The sequence below is a fragment of the Ruegeria sp. HKCCD7255 genome (assembly GCF_013031565.1).
Classification (GTDB): domain Bacteria; phylum Pseudomonadota; class Alphaproteobacteria; order Rhodobacterales; family Rhodobacteraceae; genus Ruegeria.
The window spans coordinates 19804-42451 of sequence record NZ_WQAG01000010.1 but is presented as its reverse complement, the minus strand read 5'-3'; the positions used below and the strand labels follow the sequence as shown (position 1 = coordinate 42451).

General features: G+C 59.3%; 19 protein-coding genes. 4 read left to right on the top strand and 15 right to left on the bottom strand.

Going from position 1 to position 22648, the window contains the following annotated elements:
* Positions 1–36 precede the first annotated feature (36 nt).
* Positions 37–1689, bottom strand: coding sequence for a sulfotransferase (locus tag GOX45_RS16630; RefSeq protein ID WP_171102290.1), 1653 nt, complete (start codon positions 1687–1689; stop codon positions 37–39).
* Between the two features lie 55 nt (positions 1690–1744).
* Here GOX45_RS16630 and GOX45_RS16625 point away from each other — a divergent pair, with 55 nt between their 5' ends.
* Positions 1745–2413 carry an SOS response-associated peptidase gene (locus tag GOX45_RS16625; RefSeq protein WP_171102289.1) on the top strand — a complete coding sequence of 223 codons (669 nt, stop codon included), beginning with the start codon at positions 1745–1747 and terminating at the stop codon, positions 2411–2413.
* A gap of 44 nt (positions 2414–2457) precedes the next feature.
* A complete protein-coding gene (gene mnmH / locus GOX45_RS16620) occupies positions 2458–3507 on the top strand; it encodes a tRNA 2-selenouridine(34) synthase MnmH (RefSeq protein WP_171102288.1) in 1050 nt (349 codons plus the stop codon).
* Here the strand turns inward: mnmH and selD are convergent.
* Genes selD through GOX45_RS16585 form a run of 7 tightly spaced genes read right to left on the bottom strand, consistent with a single transcriptional unit; the run spans position 3498 to position 11590 of the window.
* Positions 3498–5657 (bottom strand): selenide, water dikinase SelD, encoded by a 2160-nt coding sequence (selD, locus tag GOX45_RS16615; protein WP_171102287.1) that lies wholly within the window; start codon positions 5655–5657, stop codon positions 3498–3500. The two genes, mnmH and selD, sit on opposite strands and share 10 nt — an antisense overlap.
* Before the next feature lie 5 nt (positions 5658–5662).
* Positions 5663–6049, bottom strand: coding sequence for a Na+/H+ antiporter subunit G (locus tag GOX45_RS16610; RefSeq protein ID WP_171102286.1), 387 nt, complete (start codon positions 6047–6049; stop codon positions 5663–5665).
* 7 nt (positions 6050–6056) lie between these two features.
* Positions 6057–6326 (bottom strand): K+/H+ antiporter subunit F, encoded by a 270-nt coding sequence (locus GOX45_RS16605; RefSeq protein ID WP_171102285.1) that lies wholly within the window; start codon positions 6324–6326, stop codon positions 6057–6059.
* On the bottom strand, positions 6323–6820 hold the full coding sequence (locus GOX45_RS16600) for a Na+/H+ antiporter subunit E (protein WP_171102284.1): 498 nt from the start codon (positions 6818–6820) through the stop codon (positions 6323–6325). The genes GOX45_RS16605 and GOX45_RS16600 overlap by 4 nt, the downstream gene beginning before the upstream one ends.
* Positions 6820–8364 (bottom strand): monovalent cation/H+ antiporter subunit D, encoded by a 1545-nt coding sequence (locus GOX45_RS16595; RefSeq protein WP_171102283.1) that lies wholly within the window; start codon positions 8362–8364, stop codon positions 6820–6822. Before GOX45_RS16595 ends, GOX45_RS16600 begins: the two co-directional genes overlap by 1 nt.
* Complete coding sequence (locus tag GOX45_RS16590) at positions 8361–8720, bottom strand: Na+/H+ antiporter subunit C (RefSeq protein ID WP_171102282.1); 360 nt, start codon at positions 8718–8720, stop codon at positions 8361–8363. The genes GOX45_RS16595 and GOX45_RS16590 overlap by 4 nt, the downstream gene beginning before the upstream one ends.
* Positions 8720–11590, bottom strand: a complete 2871-nt coding sequence (locus GOX45_RS16585; RefSeq protein WP_171102281.1) for a monovalent cation/H+ antiporter subunit A — start codon at positions 11588–11590, stop codon at positions 8720–8722. Before GOX45_RS16585 ends, GOX45_RS16590 begins: the two co-directional genes overlap by 1 nt.
* 218 nt (positions 11591–11808) lie before the next feature.
* Here GOX45_RS16585 and GOX45_RS16580 point away from each other — a divergent pair, with 218 nt between their 5' ends.
* Both GOX45_RS16580 and GOX45_RS16575 read left to right on the top strand, forming a co-directional pair.
* Complete coding sequence (locus GOX45_RS16580) at positions 11809–12282, top strand: rhodanese-like domain-containing protein (protein ID WP_171102280.1); 474 nt, start codon at positions 11809–11811, stop codon at positions 12280–12282.
* Complete coding sequence (locus tag GOX45_RS16575; RefSeq protein ID WP_171102279.1) at positions 12279–13118, top strand: PHB depolymerase family esterase; 840 nt, start codon at positions 12279–12281, stop codon at positions 13116–13118. Before GOX45_RS16580 ends, GOX45_RS16575 begins: the two co-directional genes overlap by 4 nt.
* Position 13119: 1 nt before the next feature.
* On the opposite strand, the gene mdoH is transcribed toward GOX45_RS16575, so the two are convergent.
* The 7 genes from mdoH to GOX45_RS16540 form a co-directional block, all read right to left on the bottom strand.
* Entirely contained in the window at positions 13120–14991 is a 1872-nt protein-coding gene (gene mdoH, locus GOX45_RS16570; RefSeq protein WP_171102278.1) for a glucans biosynthesis glucosyltransferase MdoH, read from the bottom strand.
* Complete coding sequence (locus GOX45_RS16565; protein WP_171102277.1) at positions 14988–16487, bottom strand: glucan biosynthesis protein; 1500 nt, start codon at positions 16485–16487, stop codon at positions 14988–14990. Before GOX45_RS16565 ends, mdoH begins: the two co-directional genes overlap by 4 nt.
* Positions 16484–17701 (bottom strand): OpgC family protein, encoded by a 1218-nt coding sequence (locus GOX45_RS16560; protein ID WP_171102276.1) that lies wholly within the window; start codon positions 17699–17701, stop codon positions 16484–16486. Before GOX45_RS16560 ends, GOX45_RS16565 begins: the two co-directional genes overlap by 4 nt.
* Positions 17702–17729: 28 nt before the next feature.
* Entirely contained in the window at positions 17730–19100 is a 1371-nt protein-coding gene (locus GOX45_RS16555; RefSeq protein ID WP_171102275.1) for a tetratricopeptide repeat protein, read from the bottom strand.
* 178 nt (positions 19101–19278) lie between these two features.
* Positions 19279–20463 (bottom strand): CaiB/BaiF CoA-transferase family protein, encoded by a 1185-nt coding sequence (locus GOX45_RS16550; RefSeq protein WP_171102274.1) that lies wholly within the window; start codon positions 20461–20463, stop codon positions 19279–19281.
* Complete coding sequence (locus tag GOX45_RS16545) at positions 20450–22081, bottom strand: thiamine pyrophosphate-binding protein (protein WP_171102273.1); 1632 nt, start codon at positions 22079–22081, stop codon at positions 20450–20452. Before GOX45_RS16545 ends, GOX45_RS16550 begins: the two co-directional genes overlap by 14 nt.
* Positions 22082–22160: 79 nt before the next feature.
* On the bottom strand, positions 22161–22619 hold the full coding sequence (locus GOX45_RS16540; RefSeq protein WP_171102272.1) for a DUF302 domain-containing protein: 459 nt from the start codon (positions 22617–22619) through the stop codon (positions 22161–22163).
* Between the last annotated feature and the right edge of the window lie 29 nt (positions 22620–22648).

Genomic DNA, 22648 nt, shown 5'->3' with positions numbered 1-22648 from the left:
CAGCACGATAAGTGCTGCCTTTTTTCGTGTCCGGGGTCAGGACAAATCGTATTCCGGCCAAAGCGCCGGATCAAAACCTTCAAGCATCGGCCGGATGTGGTCTTCGACCGCGCGCCATCCACCAATTGACTTGGTCGAAATCTTGTTGCGCACCTGGTCTATGCTGGCTGTCTTTACCAGTTTTGTATTCTTTTCAGGCTGCACCATTTTTTCGTGCCACGGAATGCCGCAAAAATCTGTCACTTTGCGGCTCAACGTCTCGGGGTCCGAGACCAGATCCTCGTAAGGTACGGTCAGGATGCGATCCCCAAACCCTTTTTGCCAATGGGCCATGTATTTGCGGTAGAGGTTCGCAGAATGTGCGATGGCTTCCAGATTTGACGCATAGCGCATCCCTGGGGCCGGGAAACGACGTATCCATTTCGAAAGGCCGACGTCGCGCGGATCACGTAACATGTTGATCACGCGGGCATTGGGAAACGCCGCCAGCAAGAACCCAACTTGTTGATAGTTATGGGGCATCTTGTCCACGAAAGCGATGGTGTCTTCCGGGATCGGGGGCAGCAATTTGCGGTATTCACCAGCGAAAACGGTGGCATCTTCCGAGGTAAAGGGCACACCCTTCTGATAAGGCTCAGCGCTGAGATCTCCTGAGATCATCAACTCACCGCATCCTGCTATGCCCGGAGCAGAGCTGAGCATCATCTCCATAAGTGTGGTGCCAGATCGCGGTTGGCCAATGACGAAGATCGGTTGAGGGGATTGGATCACATCAGAAGACGGGGCCGGAGCATCTACAGGGAACAGGCGACAAAGCGTTTCGAAGGTCTGTTCTTCCAGATTGGGATCATAGGGATTGGATTCATGCTGCGCAGTATTTGCCTTTGCGAACTGAGGCATGGATGCGTCCAGACCTTCAGAGCGCCGCAGCAAAATCGCTTTGGCAAATTCAAGCACCGAGTCCCGTTGCTCGCTTTGCGCGATGGCGTTCTCGATCGCCGTTCGCAAAACGGGGAATTCATCTTCGGGCGCGCTCTCAGCCAATGGGTACAATACCGCAGCATTTTTGGGATTTCGCGCAAAGATACGGTCAAGTATCTCCTTCGCACCTTCCTTGTCCCCCGACTGATGCAGATTCGTGGCCCGTCTGATCGCGATGTCTTCGACATCCGGTGCAAGCTCATATGCACGAGCGATGTCGCGTGTGGCTTGTTCGTTAAATGCTATTTGCCCATAGGCGCGTCCACGGTTGGACAGCATTTCCGCGTTGTCGGGTTCCGCCTGAAGGCGTTTGGTTGCGTGGTCAATAATAAGCCGCCAGTTCTTGCCCTTTAACTGAATCTCGTCTGTGACACGGACCAGTTCCTTGTTGTCGGGAAAAACCTTCAGCTTCTGCTCAGCATAGCTCAAGGCGCGCGGGATCTGACCTGTTTGCATAAGCGCGTTCGCGAGGTTTTCGGCAAACTGCGGATCTTCGGGCTTTCGTTTTGCAGCCTCAGCAAAATAAGGGATCGACTTGCGATATTGTTGCATCTCGGTCAGCACAAACCCTGCGATGGCAAGATAGTCCGTGTCTTTGGGGAATTTCTTGACCCCCAATTGCGCCTTTTTCAATGCCTGTGCCAGCTTTCCAGCCTCAAGATCGCTTATTGCTTTGGTCTTGAGCGATTTCGCTGTTTGTTGTGCCATGTCGGTGATTTTAGACCTTGTGTCTGAACGAATACGCCTTGAAAGTTGTTTATCCATGTGTGGCCGGATTGCAAACACTCTCCCCAATGACGCCATGGCGCAGCTGTTTTCGGCGCGCCCATCCAACACTCTGCCCGAGGTGCCGAATTTCAATATCTGTCCAACCAATGGGGTGCATGTGGTCCGGTCGGGCGCGGGTGGGCGCAAGCTGGATCCTTTGCGCTGGGGGTTCGTGCCTCATTGGTACAAATCACCGACCGATGGGCCGCTGCTGATCAACGCGCGAGCAGAGACGTTGGCGGAAAAACCTGCCTTCCGCGCGGCCTGCCGCGAACGCCGTTGTCTGATCCTTGCGACCGGCTTTTATGAATGGACCGGGACCAAGGACGGAAAACGCCTGCCTTGGTACATCCACCGCCGGGATCAGGAACCGATTGCTTTCGCGGGCGTTTGGCAGGATTGGGGACGGGACGACGCGCGACAATCCACATGCGCCATCGTGACCACCGCCGCCAATACGCATCTCGGTGCGATCCATCACCGAATGCCCCTAATTCTTGAGCCGGAGAACTGGTCGCTATGGTTGGGAGAGAAAGGAAAAGGCGCGGCGCGGCTGATGCAGCCAGGGGCCGAGGAGGTATTGGACTATTACCGCGTGAGGGTCGAGGTGAACTCGAACCGGGCCAACGGCGCCGAACTGATCGAACCGTTTGACGCAGAATGACCGCCGAACTTCCCTTTCTCCGCGTCGCAGATTAGATCGTTGATATGGCTACGACATTCTCCAGCTTGCCGCAGCTTTACGCGCACGGGTTTGACACGGTGATCGATGTGCGCAGCCCTGCGGAATATGCCGAGGATCATTTGCCGGGGGCGATCAACCTGCCGGTTCTGGACGATGAGGAACGCGCGCGGGTGGGGACGATCTATGTGCAGCAAAGCCCGTTTCTGGCGCGCAAGCTGGGTGCAGCTTTGGTGTTTCGCAACACCGCCGACCACATCGAACAACGCCTGAGCCATCATGAGGGCGGCTGGCGACCGTTGGTTTATTGCTGGCGCGGCGGGCAGCGGTCGGGTTCTTTCGCGTGGACGTTGCAACAGATCGGTTGGCGTGCGGATGTCGTCGACGGCGGATATCGGACCTATCGGCGGCTGGTGAACGCTTACCTGTATGAGGACCCGCTTGCGCATCGGCTGGTGGCTCTGGACGGCTATACGGGTACGGCAAAAACCGAAATTCTGGCGCGATTGCGGGCGCGGGATGTTCAGGTTCTGGACCTTGAAGACCTCGCCAATCATCGCGGGTCTTTGCTGGGTGAACAGCCCGGTGGGCAACCCAGCCAAAAGGCCTTTGAATCCCAACTGGCGGCTGCGCTTTGTGCATTGGATCCGGCACGGCCCGTGGTGGTCGAGTCGGAATCGTCCAAGCTTGGCAAGCTGATCTTGCCGCCCAGTGTCTGGCAGGCCTTATGCGCGGCGCCGCGCATTCGAATCGAGGCCTCGGTCGCAGCCCGAACGGCCTATCTGGTGCAGGCCTATGACGATATTCTGTCCGATAGCGAGCGCCTGCGCGACAGGCTCTCACCGCTTCGGGCGCACCGGGGGCATGCGGTTGTCGACGGATGGACGGCGTTGATCGCCGTTGGTGACAAACCCGCGCTCACGCAGGCGCTGATGGAGCAGCACTATGATCCGGCCTATGAGAAATCTCGGCGCGGTCGTACCGTAGAGGAGGTCGCGCGCGTGCAGGTGGCGCTGGATGCGCAGGGTCTTTCCGTCGCGGCGTCGCGGATCGAAGAGATTTTGGCTCAGCTTTGAAGCGCCAGACCCGGCGTTTCGGTCAAATGCCCAATGATTGCAGCGGGATAGCCTGCGGCCTTCAACTGATCACAAAGCACGGTTGCAGTATCCGGCGCAATGGCGGCCAGTAGACCCCCGGCGGTTTGGGGATCAAACAGCAAAGCGGCTTTTCCGTCTTCGGGCAGGTTCGGCACAAGCGCGCGGTTTTCCGGGTAGAGCGTCGACGCCACACCGCGCGCGGACAACTCGACCGCGCCGGACATGGTGGGAATAGCATCAAGATCCAGCACCGCGCCGCAGCCAGACGCCACGCAGAGCCCTTGCAAATGCCCGGCCAGACCAAACCCTGTCACGTCGGTCATCGCATGGGCCGCGCGCAGCAGTCTGGAGGCCTCGCCCTGAGGCTGGCTCATGTGCGTGTAGGCCTGGGCAACCCATTCCCCCTCCGCGTCCCCGGCCATTTCGGCAGCCATCAGGATGCCGCTGCCCAAAGGTTTGGTCAGGATCAACGCGTCCCCCGGCTTGCCGCCAGACAGGGTGATCGGCTCTTTTTCACACAGGCCGGTCAGGGTGAAGCCGATGGTCATCTCATCGCCCATCGAACTGTGCCCGCCGACAATTTCCGCTCCGGCTGCGCGGATGACCGCGTCGGCTGTGGCCATGATCTCGTTCAGCGTGCGGCTTTGCAACGTGGCGGACATGCGCGGCAGGATGATGGTGGTTGTGGCCGCCTGTGGCTGGGCCCCCATTGCCCAGATATCGCCAAGCGCGTGAACTGCGGCGATATGGGTCATCAGCACCGGATCGTGAACAAAGCTGCGTAGGTGATCGGTGGTCATAACCTGCTGCGCGTCGCCGGTTTTCAGCAGGGCCGCATCATCGCCGGGCAAGGGCACCACATCGTCGCGCGACGGGGGGGGACGCTGGTTCAAAACGTCCGCTAACGCGCCACGTCCCAGTTTGGCCCCGCATCCGCCGCACATGGGCTTGTCCCCCAGCGCCTCTTGCATCCCCGCTGCGCGTGCGTGGGGCAGGGCGGGAGGTTCCATTTTTGGCAGATCGCGAAACTTGTTCATGAAGTTTTGATCGATGTGGTCTTTCCAGCGCCACATCAAAGACCCGCTGAAGGACTTACCCAACCGTTCACCCAGCGCGGATTTCCCGCCCAGCGAGATGAGCTTGAGGTAATCATTCTGCGGCACATACCGTTTCAGCCGTCCGGACCCCAGCGCTGCACGGAGGTTGTTGAACAGGATAGGCGCTTCCCGCACCGCATAGACGCCTGCCTTGGGGCGTGGGTTTTCCGTCAGATGCGCGCAGTCGCCTGCGGCAAAAATCAGCGGGTCACTGGATTGCAAATAGCTGTTCACCTTGATGAAGCCGTCCTGCATCTCAAGTCCGGTTTCGGCCATCCAATCATAGGGTTTCGCCCCGGCCGCCCCAGTCACGAAATGCGCCGCGATCTGTTGCCCGTCCGTCAGTTCCACATATTCTGCGGTGATCCGCGCTATGCTGGCGCTTTCGATCAGAGTCACACCCAATTCGGCCATCGCCTTGCGAATGGTATCGGCTGATTTGGGCTTGGTCGCGGTCAGCGCGGTGGCATTGTCGATCACGGTCACCGTGCCTTGCCTGCGCCGGCTAAGCAAAGCGTGAGCCATCGCCATGGCAAGCTCGGCCCCGGCCACGCCGCCACCGATCACGACAATGGAGGCAGGACCGTCGCCTGACAGGTATTCGGCCCAACGCGCTGCAAAACGTCCCAGCGGCTTGGCGGGGACGGCGTGTTCCGCAAATCCGGGCAGGGCAGGCATGTCCGAGGTGATGCCCACGTTGATCGCGGCCACGTCAAAGGCAATCGGCGGTCGGTGGGGCAGATGAACGCGGTGGTTTTCCGCGTCGATCCCCTCTACGGCGCCCAGAACCACCCGGGCCCCGGCAAAACGCGCCAGTTTGATCAGATCGATATCCAGCGCGTCTCGGTCATAATGCCCCGCCACAAACCCCGGCAGCATACCCGAATAGGGCGCGGTCGGGCCGGGGTTTATCACGGTCACGCGCGCACCCGGCAGCGGGTTCATGCCCCATTTACGCAAAAGCAGTGCGTGGGTATGGCCCCCGCCAATCAGCACCAGATCGCGGGTCAAAGGCAGGGGCGGTCTGTTCATGGGTCTTAATTCGCGCTGTGATCCGGGACGTTTTCGACCTGCTCAACCGCGTGGGTGGCCCAAAGCTCATCCTCGCCCGCGTCCGGCAAATCCTGTGGCTGTTCATGGCGGTGAATATGCCATTTGGCAATGAACAGGGCCGTGATCGGTGCTGTGAGGAAAAGAAAAAGCGTGATCAACAGCTCGTGCAGAGACAGTTTGCCTTCCAGCAATACAGAATGCGCGATGGACGCCAAGAGCACCCCGCCAACGCCCAGTGTTGTCGCCTTGGTGGGTGCGTGCAGTCGCGACATCGGGTCTTTCAACTTGATCATCCCGAACGATCCAACAAAGCCGAAAATGCCAGAGACGATCAGAAAAAAGGCGATCAAAATTTCGAAAATACCTGTCATGCTAGCCTCATTCGATAATGTTGCCGCGCAGCATGAAACGCGCATAGGCCACTGTTGAGACAAAGCCGAGCATGGCGATGATCATAGCTGATTCAAAGAAGATCTCGGTGCCTTCCTTCAACCCGTAGAGGATCATCAGAGCAATGGTATTGATCACCATCGTATCCAAGGCCAGCACGCGGGTGCCCACACCATCTGCGGTGATGATCCGCCAAAGGCACATCATGATCGCCGCGCCGAAACAGGCAAAGGTGAAATAGAGCGCATAGGTGATCATTCGAAAATCTCCTTCAGGCGGCGTTCGTAGCGTTGTTTGATCTCATCCCGAACAGCGGCAGGGTCGGGGGCGTCCAGGCAATGGACCAGCAGGTTGTGACCCTGCGCCGACAGATCACAGCTGACTGTACCGGGTGTCATGGTGATGGTGCCAGCCAATACCGTGATCGCCTCGGGCGTGCGCAGATCAAGCGGGACGCACACCCAGTTCGGCTCACGGTCAGAGTCGCGTTTGAAAAGGATGATCCGAGCCACGGTGATATTTGCGATCACGATATCCCACAGCACAACCAGGATGTATTCGACCACCATGGACCAGTTGCGCAGCTTGGGGCGATCTGGCCAATAGGGCTGCGTTATGAATGGGATGATGATCCCCAAGAGCAGGCCAAACACGACCGAGTTCAGCGAGCCGTTATTGGCCAGCAGGACCCACACAACCGTCAGCAGGAAAGTCAGGTGTGGGTGCGGGAAAATTCGCCTGAGCAGCTTCATCATTCTTCCCCTCCCAACACAGCCGAGATGTAATCATCCGGCGTGAACAATTGCGCCGCTGTCCCGCTGGCATAGGTCAGCGCCGGGCCGGCAAATATGGTCAACAAGGCAAGCCCCGCGACGACCCCAAACACGGATGCAAAGGCCAATCCAGGCGACGGCTCTGGCGTGCTCGATATCTGCGCGTCGTCGTCTGTTTCTTCGGTGGGTGGCGGAGTGATCGCGGCATCATAGCTCTTCCAGAAGATCAGCGTACCTGCCCGGGCCAGGCCGACAATGGTCACGAAAGATCCAATCAGGATAACGGCCCAAACCGCCGTGGCATCCGGTGCGTCGCGGGAAGCATCAAGCACCAACAGCTTGCCGATGAAGCCCGACAGCGGCGGCATGCCCGCCAGCGCGATGGCACCCACAAAGAACAGGGCTGCGATCAGCCCGTTCTGTGCCATCGGGGCCTTGGGCTCAATCGCGCCTCCGCGGCGTTCCATGACCATGTCCGCCACCAGAAACAGCAAAGCAGTCGCCAGCGTGGAATGGAAGATGTAATACAGCGCCGCAGCAGTGGCGGTCTCGCTGAACAAAGAGATCGCGATCAGCAGGGTGCCCATCGAGGCAATGGCGCAAAAGGCCACCATTCGCGCGATATGGTTCGAGCCCAATATGCCGATTGTACCAACCGCCAGCGTCAGCAGCGCGGCGGGTTGCAGCCAATCGCCGATCAAACCATCGGTCACCGCCACGTCGGGGCCAAAGGCCAGAGTATAGACCCGCAGGATCGAATAGGCTCCTACCTTTGTCATGATCGCGAACAGCGCGGCCACCGGCAAAGGCGCGTTGGCATAGCTGGCGGGCAGCCAGAAATGCAGCGGCAGTACAGCGGCCTTGATGCAGAAGACGAGCAACAGCAAAACCGCGCCAACCCGCAACAGGGCGGTATCTTCGGGTGGAATCTCGGCCACGCGCACGGCCAAGTCGGCCATGTTGAGCGTGCCGGTCACGCCATAGATCGTTCCCAACGCGAACAGAAATAGGGTCGAGCCGATCAGGTTATAGGCCACATATTGCACGCCGGCCTTTAATCGCACTGCGCCACCGCCATGGGTCATCAGGCCGTATGAGGCGATCAGCAGAACCTCGAAGAAAACAAACAGGTTAAAGGCGTCGCCGGTCAGAAAGGCGCCGCAGACACCCATCAGCTGGAAATGGAACAACGCATGGAAATGCTTGCCCCTTTCGTCCCAGCCCGAGCCGATGGCATATAGGACAATGGGCAGGGCCAGCAACGCGGTCAGCAGCACCATCATCGCTGAAAGCTTGTCCAGCACCAGAACGATCCCGAACGGCGCGGGCCAGTCGCCCAGCTCATAGACCTGAATATCACCGCCCGAGGCCTGCGCGGTGATGGTCAGGGCAATGCCCAGCAACCCGACAACACCGGCGATTGAGAAGATGCGCTGCAAGTCCAGGTGATAGCGCAGCACCATGATGATGAAAGGGGCCAGGATCGCAGGAAGAACGATCGGCGCAACGATCCAATGGTTCATGCGTCTTCTCCCGGCGCGTCCACGCTGTCATCGGGTTTCATGTCGATATGATCATCCTTTGACGACAGATAGGCACTAAGCGCGATCATCACGATCACCGCCGTCATCCCGAACGAAATCACGATGGCTGTCAGCACCAACGCCTGAGGCAGCGGGTCGGTATAGGGCACGTCTTCGTATTTGTTCAATACCGCAGGCGCGTTCAGCGCCAGACGCCCAGTCGCGAACAGGAACACGTTAACCGCATAGGTGATCAGCGAAAGGCCCAGAATGACAGGAAAGGTCCGGCGACGCAGGATAAGGAAAATTCCGGCCGCCGTCATGACGCCCACGGCAGAGGCTACAAGCGCTTCCATCAGCCCTGCTCCTTCTCTTTATCGTCTTCCGGGGGACTGTCCCGCAGCGGGTTGATGTCCATCGGGAACTCTTGCGCCATACCCGGCTGCCAGGCGAAGCGGGACAGGCTGTCCAGCGCCAGCATCACGGCCCCAAGCACGGCCAGGAACACGCCCGTGTCAAACAGGATTGCTGTGGCCCACTCAAATTCTTCCAGCGGCGGCCAGTTGATATAGCCAAAATCACTGGTCAGGAACGGCCGCTCGTTGAACCAGGCGCCGATCCCGGTGGCGGCGGCGATCAAAACGCCCCAGCCGATGGTGCCGTGGTAATAGAACCGTTGACGCTCAATCGCCCAGGTATAGCCGCTGGCCATGTATTGCATCAGGAAGGCAATGGCGACGATCAGGCCGGCGATGAAACCGCCGCCGGGTTGGTTGTGACCCCTGAAGAAGATGTAAGCGCCCACCATCAGGGCTATGGGCATCATCACACGGGTGGCCACAACCATCATCAGCGGGTGGGAATCGCCTGATTGCGGCCAATGCGGTTTGCGGTTCAGCAGATAGGCGCGGACATTGCTGCCCAGAACGGCCTCGGTCAGGGCAAAGATGATCAGCGCGGCGATCCCCAGCACAATGATCTCTCCGAACGTATCAAATCCCCGGAAATCCACCAGGATCACGTTCACTACATTGGTGCCTCCGCCGCCTTTGTACGAGTTGGCGAGGTGAAAGTCCGAGATCGTCGGGAAGGCAAAGTCCCGCAGCATGATGGCATAGATCAGTGCGCCAGAGCCAATGCCCGCCACAACGGAAATCGCGGCATCGCGCCAACGTCGCCCGGCGGTGCTGTCCCAGGGTGTGTCGGTGGGCAGAAAGTTCAGCGACAGCAACAACAGGATCATCGTCACCACCTCGACCGAGATCTGGGTCAGCGCCAGATCCGGGGCCGAGAGATAGTTGAAGGCCATCGAAACGATCAAGCCGACCACGCCAATCAGCACCAGCGACAGCAGGCGGTTTCGGTGGAACCACATGATCGCCAGCGTCGCGCCCACCAGACAGATCCAGCCAATGATGGGAATGATCTGCGCAGGCAAGGGTACGCGCGTTGGCAAACCCATACCACCCGTGGAGAAGGCATAGTAGCCAAGGGCAACGGTGAAGGCGATCAGGATGATGGCATAGCGGCTGATCACACCGTTATGCAGTTCATCGGTGATCCAGTTGCTCAGGCGGGTCAGCGCATTGATAATGGCCTCGAAAATCACCTTGGCCTCGGGGCGGGGCAGGGCGTTCCAAAGGCGCTCGGCATGGCTGTGCAAGGACAGCAGGAACAGACCGCCCAAAGTGGCAATCACCGACATGTAAAGCGCAGGTGTAAAGCCGTGCCACAGTTTCAGCGAATAATAGGGCAGCTTTTCACCCCCGATCACCGCGCTTGAGACAACGGCGACCAACGGTCCCACGATTGCTGCAGAGTACAGACCGATTAGAACAACCAGCACGACCAGGAGCGAGGGCGCAATCCAAAGACCCACAGGCGGGTCATGTGGCTTGGACGGATAGGAGTCGCGCTGCGGCCCAAGGAACACATGGCTGACGAAGCGGAACGAGTAAGCGGCTGAGAACAGCGCCGCGATCACGGCCAGAACGGGCACGAGGTAATGCGAGTTCAGCCAGGTCGTGTGAACCGTCTCCTCCAGCATCATTTCCTTCGACAAAAACCCGTTCAATGGCGGAAGACCCGCCATGGATAGGGCGGCGATTGTGCCAATTGTGAAGGTGATTGGCATCAGGTGCCGCAGCCCACCCAGCTTTTTAATGTCGCGGGTGCCTGTCTCGTGATCGACAATGCCTGCGGTCATGAACAAGGCGGCTTTGAAGGTGGCGTGGTTGATGATGTGGAACACGGCAGCGACGGCTGCGAATTTGGTGCCAAATCCCAAAAGCATGGTGATCAGGCCCAGATGGGACACGGTCGAGAACGCCAGCAGCGCCTTGAGGTCATCCTTGAAGAGCGCAATCACCGCGCCGATCAGCATGGTGATCAGGCCTGTGGTTGCCACGATATAGAACCACGCATCCGTGCCCGCCAGAACCGGCCACATCCGGGCCATCAGGAACAGGCCTGCCTTCACCATGGTGGCCGAGTGCAGATAGGCCGAAACCGGCGTGGGCGCCGCCATCGCGTGAGGCAGCCAGAAGTGAAACGGGAACTGCGCGGATTTGGTGAAGCAACCCAGCAGGATCAGGATCAGCGCGGGCAGGTAATAGGGCGAGGCCTGAATCAGCTCTTTGTTCTGCAAAATAACGCTCAGGTCATAAGACCCCACGATATTGCCCAGGATCAGCATCCCCGCGATCATCGCCAACCCACCTGAGCCAGTGACAGCCAGCGCCATGCGTGCGCCCTGCCGCCCCTCAGGCAGGTGTTTCCAATAGCCGATCAGCAAGAATGAGCTTAGCGACGTAAGCTCCCAGAAAATAAGCAGAAGAAGGATATTGTCAGACAGGACGATCCCCACCATCGCGCCCTGAAACAGTAGCAGATAAGTGTAGAATTGCCCCATCGGGTCTTCGCGCGACAGGTAGAACCGCGCGTAGAGGATGATCAGCAGGCCGATGCCCAGGATCAGCAGCGCAAAAAGAAAACCCAGCCCGTCCAGCATGAAGTTTGCGTTCAGCCCAAGGATCGGGATCCAGTCAAACCGGGCGGTGATCACCTCGCCGCGCATCACCGATGGGATATGGATCAGCAGGCCCATCAAGGCCAGAAACGTGGTCAACCCTGCGGCAGAAGCGGCGGCATTCCGGCCTGCGCGGATCAGCAGGGCAGGAAACACAGCGCCAAGGAAAGGAAGGGCCGCGATAAGGAATAGGGACAATTGCGATACTCCGGGGTGGGCGGTCAGGGTGAAACCAATTTTGTAAGGATATTTTTTCCACTGTCCAGAACTTGCAAGTTTTTCACGGTGTTCTACGGAGCCCCTACGGCGCAGGACTTAATGCGATATAATGACGCGAACTTGATCAAAGCCCGGATTTTCGGCGCGGCAAGCCAAACCCATCTGTGGTAGAAGGCACCAACGCACAGGAGGCGACAGTGGCACAGAAAACGAACCGGACTCGGCGATGGGTACTGGTCGGCGGCGGCGCAGCCGTTGCCGCTGGGTTTGCCATACGCGAATACCGTCTGATCCCCGAGGCGCATGCGGGTGGGCGCATTACGGTCACCGAGGCGCATGATCAGGCCACGCAAGGCAATATCCTTCTGGTCGATATCAGAACACCGCGCGAATGGCGGGCCTCAGGCGTTGGCGCGGGCGCGGTGCCTTTGGACATGCGGCGCGAAGACTTCGTTCAGGCGTTGACGGATCTGGTCGACGGCAACGCAGCAGCGCCGGTCGCTCTGATCTGCGCGCGCGGTGTGCGGTCGGCACGGCTCAGCAATCAGCTGATCGCAGCAGGGTTTACCAATATCATTGACGTGCCCGAGGGCATGTTGGGCTCGGCCGCCGGGCCGGGATGGGTTCGGGCCGGCTTGCCGGTACAACAATATCAAGAGGATGCAGGATGATCCGAGAGTTTAGCCTGGCCGCCGGATTCGCCGTAATCGGCCAAACAGCGATTGCCGCCTGTGCCAATCAGGACGGGGTTTGTGAAACGCCGATGGGGGCCTATCACATCGAGTTACCAGATAACGGCAACGCACCGATGGTCGTGTTCCTGCATGGCTATGGCGGCAGCGGGCAGGGCACCATGCGCAATCGCGGCATGGTGCAGCCGTTGCTGGATCGCGGCTATGCGGTGATGGCACCCGAAGGGCTGGAACGCCCTGATCGCGGGGGCACCCAAAGCTGGAACTTCTACCCCGGTTTTGGCGAGCGCGACGAAACGGCCTTTTTAAGCGAAGCGGTGCAGGACGCCGCAGACCGGTTCGGCATCAATGCGGAACACGTTATGCTGGGCGGGTTCTCTGCGGGGGGTTTTATGGTGAACTACCTGGCCTGCGAAGCACCGGAAGCTTTCTCAGCCTATGTTCCTGTCTCGGGCGGCTTTTGGCGCCCGCACCCGGAAACCTGTGAGGGGCCCATCCGTATGTTCCACACCCATGGCTGGACCGACAATGTGGTGCCGCTGGAAGGGCGGCTGCTGGGCGGCGGGCGCTTTCAGCAGGGTGATATCTATGCCGGGTTCGAGATCTGGCGCGAGGCCAATGGCTGCGTGGATCACAAACCCACAGGCTTCAGCACCACCGGCAATTTCATGCGCCGTCACTGGAGCAACACCTGCGACGAAGGCAGCGCGCTGGAATTTGCCTTGTTCCCGGGCGGGCATACAGTGCCAACCGGATGGGCTGACATGATCGTGGACTGGTATGAACGGCTTCCCGACAGCGAGGCCGGGGGCTAATTCATTCGGCCGGGGTCAGATTGGTTTTACCCTCGACCAGATCTTTCAATTCATTGCGATAGCGGCGTGCCGAGCGTGTGATCGCAGGCTCGCTGAAATCCTCGCGCATGCCAACCATGCGACGCGCAGCCCCGGCAGATACTCCACTAAGTGCTGACAGCGGGATTGCCAATGCAAGGCTGATCGCAATCGGTGCCAGCCAGATCGAGACAAGGCCCGACAGGATACCGACACTCAGCGCAACGCCGCTGACCGTCTCAAGCGCGTGACAAATAACCAGTGTTCGCAGCCCATAGCTGCCGCCATCGCGCGCTTGCGGCGACCATCCGCGCTGAACGCCAAAGGCGGTGCGGAACACAGCGATCATCTGCTGGACCATCAGGATCGGCGCATAGAGGATGGACAGAACCACCTCGGCCAGAAACGAGGTCACAAATCGCCGCTCGCCACCGAAATCGGCATACCGCACACCGCTGAGCGGCAAGGCCAGAACGCCCAGCACCTTAGGGGCCAGCAGCATGGCATACATCACCAGAATGATCAGCACATGGCGGGTTTCGCTCATCTCGGGCCATTGCGGGAACAGCGGGTTGTCAGGGCTGAAATAGTGCAGAACCGACGCGTCCTCACCCTGACCAATCACAGCCCACATCACCAGCAAGGCAAACCACAAGGGCGACATCAAATAGCCCACGGCACCATGGAACATGTGAAAGCGCGACACGGCCCGGAATCCGCTGGAGCCCAACAGTTTCAGATGTTGCAGGTTGCCCTGGCACCACCGCCGATCCCGCATCGCGTGGTCGATCAGGGTGGGGGGTGTTTCCTCGTAAGAACCACGGATGCGCGGCAGGAACCGAACGGCCCAACCGGCGCGGCGCAGCAGACCGGCCTCGACAAAATCGTGGCTCATGATCAGCTTGTCCTGACCGCTGAATGACCGCAGCTTGGGCAAACCCGCACAAGTGGCAAAGGCCTTGGTGCGGATAATGGCGTTATGGCCCCAATAGTTGCCCTCTTGCCCGCACCAACGGGCCAGACCTTCGGCAAAAGCGATGCCATAGACGCCATTGGCGAATTGCTGCATCCGGGCAAAGACCGATTGTGCGCCGATCAGCTGCGGATAGCTTTGGATCAACCCCGCACCCGGATCACGCGCCAGCGCATCGGTCAGGCGATAGATCGCGCGCCCGGTCATCAGGCTGTCGGCATCCAGCACCAGCATCGCGTCCCACTCTGCGCCCCAGCGGCTGACCCAGTCCGAGATATTGCCAACCTTGCGGTCGGTATTCTGTTCGCGGCGGCGGTAATAGAGCTCTAGCCCCGGGGCCAGCGTGGTGCGCAATGCCTCGACGCTGGCCTGTTCCTGCGCTGCGATATCGGGGTCGCGCGTATCCGAGAGGATGAACATGGCATAGTGATGCTGCCCACCCCGCGTCTGAAGATCCTCAAGCATTGTGCGGGCATTGCCGAGCACGTTCCAAGGCACTTCGTTATAGATCGGTGTCAGCAGCGCCACGCGCAGCGGCTGCGCCTTTTGGTTCCGGTTGGGCGCGTCCTGACGCGCCAGCGACACCATGCCCAGCAGCACGGTGCAGACCGTGAAGGAAATCCAGAAGAAGTTGAACGAGATCAGCGTCAGCAGGATCGCTTCGACCAGATTGATCCCTTCCGCACCAAACCAATCGCTCATGACCCACAGCAGGCCAAGCGTTGCGGCCATGGCAGGCGAAAACGCCAGCGCGCGCCAGAACCCTGCCGAAGGGCCACGAGCGTTGGACGGCGCATCCGCGTCGCGAAACCGCGCCTGAAAACTCTGCGCCGGCATCGCCAGAGGTGCCTCTGGCGGCATGATATGCAGATCGCGGTTCATATGGTCCAACGGTAGAGCCAGACCTCAGAGGCTGGCTGTTTGTCTTTCAGAAGCTGCGCGCGCAGCTCAACATGGTTGCGCTCGCCAGGCTGGAAGGAAAACGCCAGCCGCAAACCGCCCGTATCGGGGTTGCGTTGCAAAACGCCATCCGAGGTTTCGGCATGAGGCGAATCCACAAAAATCGTCATCGCGTCAATGTCGTCAAACAGATCGCTGGCCTCGAAATCGATCACCGCCAGACGGCCTTCTCCAAAGGTGTTTTCCCCCATGGCCGAGTTGATCACGCGTGGCATCGGCGTGCGCTGAGGCTCTTCACCCCAGATCAGGCGATAGGACAGGTCAACCTGGCTGCCTGCGGCATAAGGCTCGGCTGGGCGCCAATAGGCAACGATATTGTCATAGATCTCCTGATCTGCCGGTATCTCGACCAGTGTGACCGTGCCTTTGCCCCAATCTTCATTTGGCTCTACCCAAAGACCGGGCCGCTTGTGGTAGTTGGCCTCAAGATCGGCGTAGTCCGAGAAGTCGCGCTTGCGCTGCATCAGGCCGAAGCCGCGCGGGTTCATATCCACGAAAGACGAGATTTGCAGGCGCGTAGGGTTGGCCAGTGGACGCCACAGAACCTCACCCGCGCCATTGCGGATCATCAGACCGTCGCTGTCATGTACGGCAGGGCGAAAGTCATCGAACCGGCTGTGATTTGTGTCGTCAAACAGGAACATCGAGGTGCCCGGCGCGATACCCACATGTGGCAGATCTTCGCGGGGGAAGAGGGTGGCTTCGACATCCATCACGCAATCCGCGCCCGCCGTGACGTTGAAACGATAGGCGCCGGACACAGAGGGGCTGTCCATCAACGCGTGCACAACCATATTGCGCTGGCCCGGTTTGGGACGCTCCAGCCAGAAGCGAATGAATTCGGGAAATTCCTCGCCATCCGGGTCCCCGGTTTTCAGCGCCAGCCCGCGGGCGGACAGGCCATAGACCTCGTGCAGCCCGATCGCGCGGAAATAGCTGGCCCCCTGCCAGACGCAGAATTCGTCAGTCTTGCCGGGGCGATGCATCTCGGTACGCAGGCGCAGACCCGAGAAGCCCAGAGTGTCATCGATCGGCAGCTTTGGCACGTCTTCGGATTTGTCGAACATCGCCAGATCGAAGACGACCGGCTTGATCATGCCGTCCTCGACCGTCGAAACCTTTACGGTGCGTGGGAAATACAGCCCAGGAGTAAAGAAATCGACGTTGAACGGCGTCTCGGTCTCATACCACAGCGCGCGGTCCAGACGGAACCGGATCGAGCGATATTGCTGATAGGTCAGGTCCTGCCATTCCTGTGGTACCATTTCGCGCTCGGCATAGGGGCGGCTGGCCAGATCCCTGGCCATTTCAATCACATCATTGCGATCAAACGGAACCACGCCACCTGTGGCATATGCTGAAGGGGCCAGCGCCAGCGCTGTTGAAGAGGCCAGAAACGCGCGACGGGTAAAATTCATTTCTTCGACCTCCAGGGTTGTGACTTGAACCAAGCTGCCAGATAGGCCACGCCGATGATCATCGCAAAGCCAATCATGTTGGCCGCAAAGACAGTGGCAATATCCCGCCCAGCCTGATCCAGAACGACGCCGATCAGGCGGGCAGCGGCCATAGAAAACACAAACACAGCAAGGGATTGCTGACCGACCTTGGTGATGACGGCCAACAGGGCCTGCCAGATACGGGCACCAACGCTGTGGCCTGTGGCGATCAGACGGTGACCCTTTTCGCCCGCTGCGACCCAGCCCAGATAGGCCAGCGCCAAGAAGTGCACATAGCGCAACAACCCAAATTCGGTCTTGCCGCGCAGCTCTTCGGTCAGCGGCCAGCCCTTGCGCAGCACCGCCCCCAAATCTGGGGCCGCATTGTTGATCCAGCTAAAGACTTTCCACGAGCCGAAAGGCGCAGACAGAATCAGGAATGCCACCGCGACCCAGATAAGGGTTTTTGATACAGGAGGGGCAGGGATCCAGCCGCGCATGAAGGCAAAGCCCGTGAAGAACAGCAACTGCCAGCCGAACGGGTTGAAAAACCACTGCCGCTCTGACCACGGCTCGGCCGGCAAGGCCAGCACACCGGTCTGCGCCACCAGCCATATCGCCACACACACGCCCGCCATCAGCCAGAAGCTGACACGATAGAGCGCCATGTAAAGCGGCATCAGCGCCAGCACCACAAGATACATCGGCAGGATGTCAAAGTAGTTGGGCACATAGGTCAGCGTGAAAATCCCGACCATCTGCGAGGCAGGGTCCTTGAAGAAATGCTGCAGGTTCAACGACGAGATATAGGTCTTTTCAAACGCACCGGTCTGATCCAGCGCGGCCATCGTCATGGCAACAAAGAAAAACAGGCAGATATGAGCCCAATAAACCTGCCAGATGCGGAATGCCACGCGTGCGGTCCCCATCCACCAGCCTTTTTTCAGAAAGGCTCCGCCAAAAGCGATTGCCGATGCCATGCCCGAGCAGAACACAAAGATCTCTGTCGCGTCGGAATAGCCAAACCGGGCCGGGATCCAGCGCGCCCAGGGGTCGTTCGGGATATGCGCAATCAGGATGATGAACATCGCGATGCCGCGATAGAAATCCAGCCGGGGATCACGCGTACGAGCAGGGGCCGCGGCGGTGGCCGCAGCGGGTGCAAAGTCAGAAGAGGGCGAAATTGTCGCCATTCGGTCTTGGTCCTTATTGGTCTTGTCGTTACTCAGCCGGAACGCTTTGTGCGTCGCGATTGTCGCGGGCCGCTTCGATCAATGCGCGACGGGCCAGCGCATAGTTATCCTCTCCGCCACAGCGTTTGGCGCGGCGGTCATCCAAAATCCGCTCTACATCATCCAGGCGTCCCGCACGCAAGCCGGAATCGATTGTAATCCGCTCGAAAACGTCCCGTTGGGCGTGACTGCCGCCTGCCAGCTGCATACCCGCGCGCGCGGTCGATAGGAAGTTGAACGCTTCGCCGTACAGCCCGTCACCAAAGGCTTCGAGCCCTTTTGCGGCAGCAACGCCCGGGTCTGACATGCGGATTGCCGTATCACCGTGATTGCGCTGCGCGTCCTTCTGGATACGGTTCAGCATCTTCCCAGTAGCATCGCCACGGTTGTCACCGGTCAGGGCCAACAGATAATGCAGATCGGCAAAGATCAGGCAACCGTCCTCGGTGCGCGCTGCACTCAGGTCTGCCAGCTCTTCCCACCGGTTACCGACATTCACGCCCTCAAGTTCCAGCCGCGACAGCAGCGAGGTGGCGTTCGAAATGTCCCGGTAGTCGTCAGTCTTGTCTTTGCGGATATGTTCATCATAGAGCGCCATCACCTGATCGACCTGACCCAGATCCAGATGCATCAGCGCCTTATGCCACCAGACGTGATAGCGGAAGTTGTTGCAATGCGCCCAAGCCTCTTCGCGCCCGGCCAGCCAGTCGAGACCAAGCTGCGCGTTGCCCGTCATTTCATGCACATGCGCCACCGCGTGAAGACCCCAGGCATCGTCCGAGACCATCCACAAAGCCTGACGGCCCGCGATCTCGGCCTTGTCATAGGCTCCGGTTTCTTCAAGTGCGAAGGAGTGGCAGCCCAAAAGGTAGCCGCGCCCGGCATGGCTGGGCTCATAGGCTGGCATCACCCGTTCAATCGAGCGGCGCATGCCCTCTGCGTCGCCCAACACGAAACGGGTCGCATGGCTGAGTTTCATGGCAAGCGTGTCTTCGGGATGCGCGTGCAGAATCTCTTCAAATTTCTGCACTGCCTGCGACGGTAAATCGGCCAGATAGAGCGTCAAAGCGTCAACATAAAGCTGTTCGCGTGCCGAAACGGGCTGCCTCTCAATTGCGGCCTTGGCGGACGTCAGCGCTTCGGCTGCGACCGGATACATCTCGCGTCGGCCCAGCAGGATCATGAAAAGGCCCTTTACCGCATGGCCGAGCGCGAAATCTGGCTCAAGCTCCAGCACCTTGCCCAGGTGCTGAGGGGTGACGGCGGCATGTGCCATGAACCCAAGCAGAACACCATCCCAGGCTTCGACTGCCGCCGGCTGGGTCAGGGTGTTCAGTTGTCCAAAAACGTCGTGTTTCATGCTTGGGTCCAATCTGGTTGCGGTATTTACACTGTTCGATGTAGCAGAGTGTGCATTGCCCACGTACCAGTATCGACCGTGCTCTCGAATTGGTGAAATGCCGTGTGCGCAAAACCCGGATTAAACCGCCGATTCAACGGCATGTTTCAGCAACTTGCCGCCGAATTGGGCAAGTGTTTCAGTCTTCGAAGGGGTTTTCGGCGTTCAGAACAGACGATGTGTCCGCGCCGCAGACCGGAGGGGCGCTGCGATATGTTACAGGTGTGCGTGACAATTTGAGCGGATTCCCGATCAGGTTGACTGTTCCGGGCTTTGCTTGCATGGCGATCTGCATCTGCCTGGCAGCAACCTGATCCGTTGAAAAAACCTGATCCAAGGTCTGCACCGGGCCCACCGGAACCTTGACCGCCTCAAGCCCCGAGATGACCGCCTGCGTCGTCAGGCTTTGAACCGCCGGGCGCAGGATCGCATTCAATGCATCCCGATGTTCAAGTCTGGACGGGTTGGTTGCAAATCTGGGATCCTCGGCCAGTTCGGGTTGGTCGAGAAAGGCGCAGAGCTTGCGAAACTGACTGTCATTGCCCACTGCCAGGATCACGTGCCCATCGGCTGTTTCATAGACGTCATAGGGAACGATGTTGGGGTGCCCATTGCCACGGCGCTGCGGAACGTTGCCGGATGTCAGATAGTTCACGCCTTCATTGATCAACCACGACACCTGTGTATCTACCAAAGCCAGATCGATTTGCTGTCCTTCGCCGGTTTGGTCGCGATGCCGCAGCGCGGCCAGAATTCCAACCGTCGCATACATCCCGCACATGACATCAGCGATGCCCACGCCCACTTTCATCGGCGCACCGTCGGGATCCCCGGTCAGCGACATGATCCCGCCATAGCCTTGGGCCATCAGATCATAGCCAGGTTTGCTGGCGTTCGGTCCCGTCTGCCCATAGCCCGAGATTGAACAATAGACGAGGCCGGGAAACTCAGCTGACAAAGTGGCATAGTCCAGCCCGAACTTGGCCAGCCCTCCGGGTTTGAAATTTTCGATCAGAATATCTGCATGAGACGCCAGCCGCCGGATCTCGACCTGACCTTCGGGCGATGAGATATCCAGCGCCACGGATTTCTTGTTGCGATTGGCCGACATGAAATAGGCGCTGAGATCCGAGGCGTTGCCCTCTGCATCTTTCACATAGGGCGGGCCCCATTGCCGTGTGTCGTCGCCACCCGTGGCCGGGTTTTCGATCTTGATCACAGTGGCGCCCAAGTCACCCAGCAATTGCGTGCAGGTCGGACCGGCCAGAATGCGGCTCAGGTCCAGAACTTTCACGCCTTTCAGCGGTCCTTCAGATGCGGCCATCATATGCTCCACGGTCAATTTCAGCCGCTATAACGGTGAACTTGTCCGCTTGCACGGCTTCATTCAAAGCTGCGCGCAATTCCGCACGGTTGCGCACCGTGTGACCGTTTCCACCAAAGGCGCGTCCCATCGCTGCAAAATCGTGGCGGTCGAAATCGACGCCGCGATTGCCCATCTGACGCTGACGTTGTTTCAGCTCGATCAGCGCAAGGCTCGCATCCACAAAAACCAGAAAGATCGGGTTATACCCCGGGTTCTGCGCCATCTCGGCGGCTGTCGACAGCTCACCGGCCACCATCAGGAACCCCGCATCCCCGGAAAAGCTGATAACCGGACGGTCTGGCGCGGCCAGTTTCAGCCCCATCGCCATCGGCACCGCACATCCCATCGTGCACAGAGCCGAGGATTGGATCAGCCCGCGTTCTTCATGGCAGTTCCACATCTGGCTTAACAGGATGCGGTGAGCGCCACTGTCAGCTGTGGCCAACGTGTCGGTGGGCAGGGCCGCGCGTGCCTCGGCGATCACTGCCGCAGGCCCCCAGTCTTCATCTGTCGGAAACGCCTGCGCCAGCGCGGCCTTGACCTGTTCAGGCTCACCAGCAGGCCATGTTTTCCGCGCGGGGTTGCCCTTGGCGATGGCTTCCAAAGTCTCACCCGTGTCTGCCACAAGGTTCAAACCGGCTTGATGCATATAGTGATCATTGACCACTGCAGAAATATCGATGACGCGCTTTTCCGCCGGATCCCAGATCTCGCGCCAGCCGGGGCGCATTTCAATGGGGTCATAGCCCAAACACAGGACCAGATCGGATTGCTCGACCAATGGCACCAGATGCTTATCGGCCAGTGGCGACAGGCCAGCTCCGCCAAGACACAGGGGATGATCTTCCGGCACCACACCTTTCGCCTTGTAGGTGGTCACAAAGGGAACGCCGAAATGTTCTACAAAAGCCTGAACCACGCTGCGCGAGTCGTCATAGAGCACATCCAGACCGATGATGGCGATGGGCCTCTCGGCCTCGGCCATCCAGCGGCGCGCCTTTTCCAGACACTCGCCACCGGGGCTGACCGGCGCCACTTTGGCCAACCGGCGGCGTTTGACGCCGGTGACGGGTGTATCTGCGACCGAGATGGGTACATCGATATGCACGGGGCCCGGGCGCGGCTGATTGGCCAGCGAGACGGCTTTGTCGGCAATGATATCGGCGCCCTTGGCGGTCAGTGTAAAGCTGCCTTTGGTGATCGAGTGATAGACCTGACCGTGATCCATGACCTGATGGGTATAGGTCAGCGCCTCATCCGCATCGACACAGCCGGTCAACACGATCATCGGCACCCGGTCTTGCAGCGCATTGGCGACAACGTTGATCCCGTTCATCGCGCCGGGCCCCAGGGTGGCGACCAAGATGGCGGGCGCGCCGTTGCGGTGATGTACCGCTTCGGCCATGAACCCGGCCGAGTTCTCGTGTTTGGTCAGATGAAAGGTGATCCCCGCCTTTTCCAACGCGTCCACAAGGGTCAAAACCTCACCGCCAGGCATCCCAAAGGCATGGCGGCAGCCCGCCTCATAAAGTCGTTGGGCCAAAAGATCCGCAGCGCGGGGCGAGGGGTCTTGCATCAAACATACTCCGAAATCACTTCTGACCTGCAAATTGCGGAGGTATGGCGCGGAAGCAAGTCGGTTCACGCCAGTGTGACTATTTGACTGCGTCTTCGGCGATGTTTTGAAACGTTTTGTCCAATTCGCGCGCGATTTCCTGCAATGGTGCGCCGCCTTCAAAGACGTAAGGCGCAAAGACAAAGCTTGGGGTTTTATAGGACAAGTTGGCCGAGCCATCCGGGTTTTCCGTCACATAAAACCGGATCGGTGCTTCGATCATGGCGCTGGTTGAGGTTTCCAGAACGCGCACAGCATAATCGTTGTTAAAGACGCCAATCACCCGATTGCCGGGGATCGTAATGCCACGTGCCGCCGCCGCTTTGGTCGGCCCGGCCTGCGTCACCACGATCAGCCCGTTTTCCTTCACCGCCGCTTTGGTTGCATCGACCAATTCGTCATAGCTCTTGTCTGTCGGGTAAACCGCCCAACCGTCTGGCGTGTTCTGCGCCATGGCGGGCAGAGTCCAAAGAAAGAGCAATAGGATAAGGCGTTTCATGGCATGTCTCCGGTCTCTCAACGCAGCCT

Coding starts and splice junctions, on each gene's coding strand:
- GOX45_RS16630 (WP_171102290.1), bottom strand. CDS start 1,689: ATGGCACAACAAACAGCGAAATCGCTCAAGACCAAAGCAATAAGCGAT.
- GOX45_RS16625 (WP_171102289.1), top strand. CDS start 1,745: ATGTGTGGCCGGATTGCAAACACTCTCCCCAATGACGCCATGGCGCAG.
- mnmH (WP_171102288.1), top strand. CDS start 2,458: ATGGCTACGACATTCTCCAGCTTGCCGCAGCTTTACGCGCACGGGTTT.
- selD (WP_171102287.1), bottom strand. CDS start 5,657: ATGAACAGACCGCCCCTGCCTTTGACCCGCGATCTGGTGCTGATTGGC.
- GOX45_RS16610 (WP_171102286.1), bottom strand. CDS start 6,049: ATGACAGGTATTTTCGAAATTTTGATCGCCTTTTTTCTGATCGTCTCT.
- GOX45_RS16605 (WP_171102285.1), bottom strand. CDS start 6,326: ATGATCACCTATGCGCTCTATTTCACCTTTGCCTGTTTCGGCGCGGCG.
- GOX45_RS16600 (WP_171102284.1), bottom strand. CDS start 6,820: ATGAAGCTGCTCAGGCGAATTTTCCCGCACCCACACCTGACTTTCCTG.
- GOX45_RS16595 (WP_171102283.1), bottom strand. CDS start 8,364: ATGAACCATTGGATCGTTGCGCCGATCGTTCTTCCTGCGATCCTGGCC.
- GOX45_RS16590 (WP_171102282.1), bottom strand. CDS start 8,720: ATGGAAGCGCTTGTAGCCTCTGCCGTGGGCGTCATGACGGCGGCCGGA.
- GOX45_RS16575 (WP_171102279.1), top strand. CDS start 12,279: ATGATCCGAGAGTTTAGCCTGGCCGCCGGATTCGCCGTAATCGGCCAA.
- mdoH (WP_171102278.1), bottom strand. CDS start 14,991: ATGAACCGCGATCTGCATATCATGCCGCCAGAGGCACCTCTGGCGATG.
- GOX45_RS16565 (WP_171102277.1), bottom strand. CDS start 16,487: ATGAATTTTACCCGTCGCGCGTTTCTGGCCTCTTCAACAGCGCTGGCG.
- GOX45_RS16560 (WP_171102276.1), bottom strand. CDS start 17,701: ATGGCGACAATTTCGCCCTCTTCTGACTTTGCACCCGCTGCGGCCACC.
- GOX45_RS16555 (WP_171102275.1), bottom strand. CDS start 19,100: ATGAAACACGACGTTTTTGGACAACTGAACACCCTGACCCAGCCGGCG.
- GOX45_RS16550 (WP_171102274.1), bottom strand. CDS start 20,463: ATGGCCGCATCTGAAGGACCGCTGAAAGGCGTGAAAGTTCTGGACCTG.
- GOX45_RS16545 (WP_171102273.1), bottom strand. CDS start 22,081: ATGCAAGACCCCTCGCCCCGCGCTGCGGATCTTTTGGCCCAACGACTT.
- GOX45_RS16540 (WP_171102272.1), bottom strand. CDS start 22,619: ATGAAACGCCTTATCCTATTGCTCTTTCTTTGGACTCTGCCCGCCATG.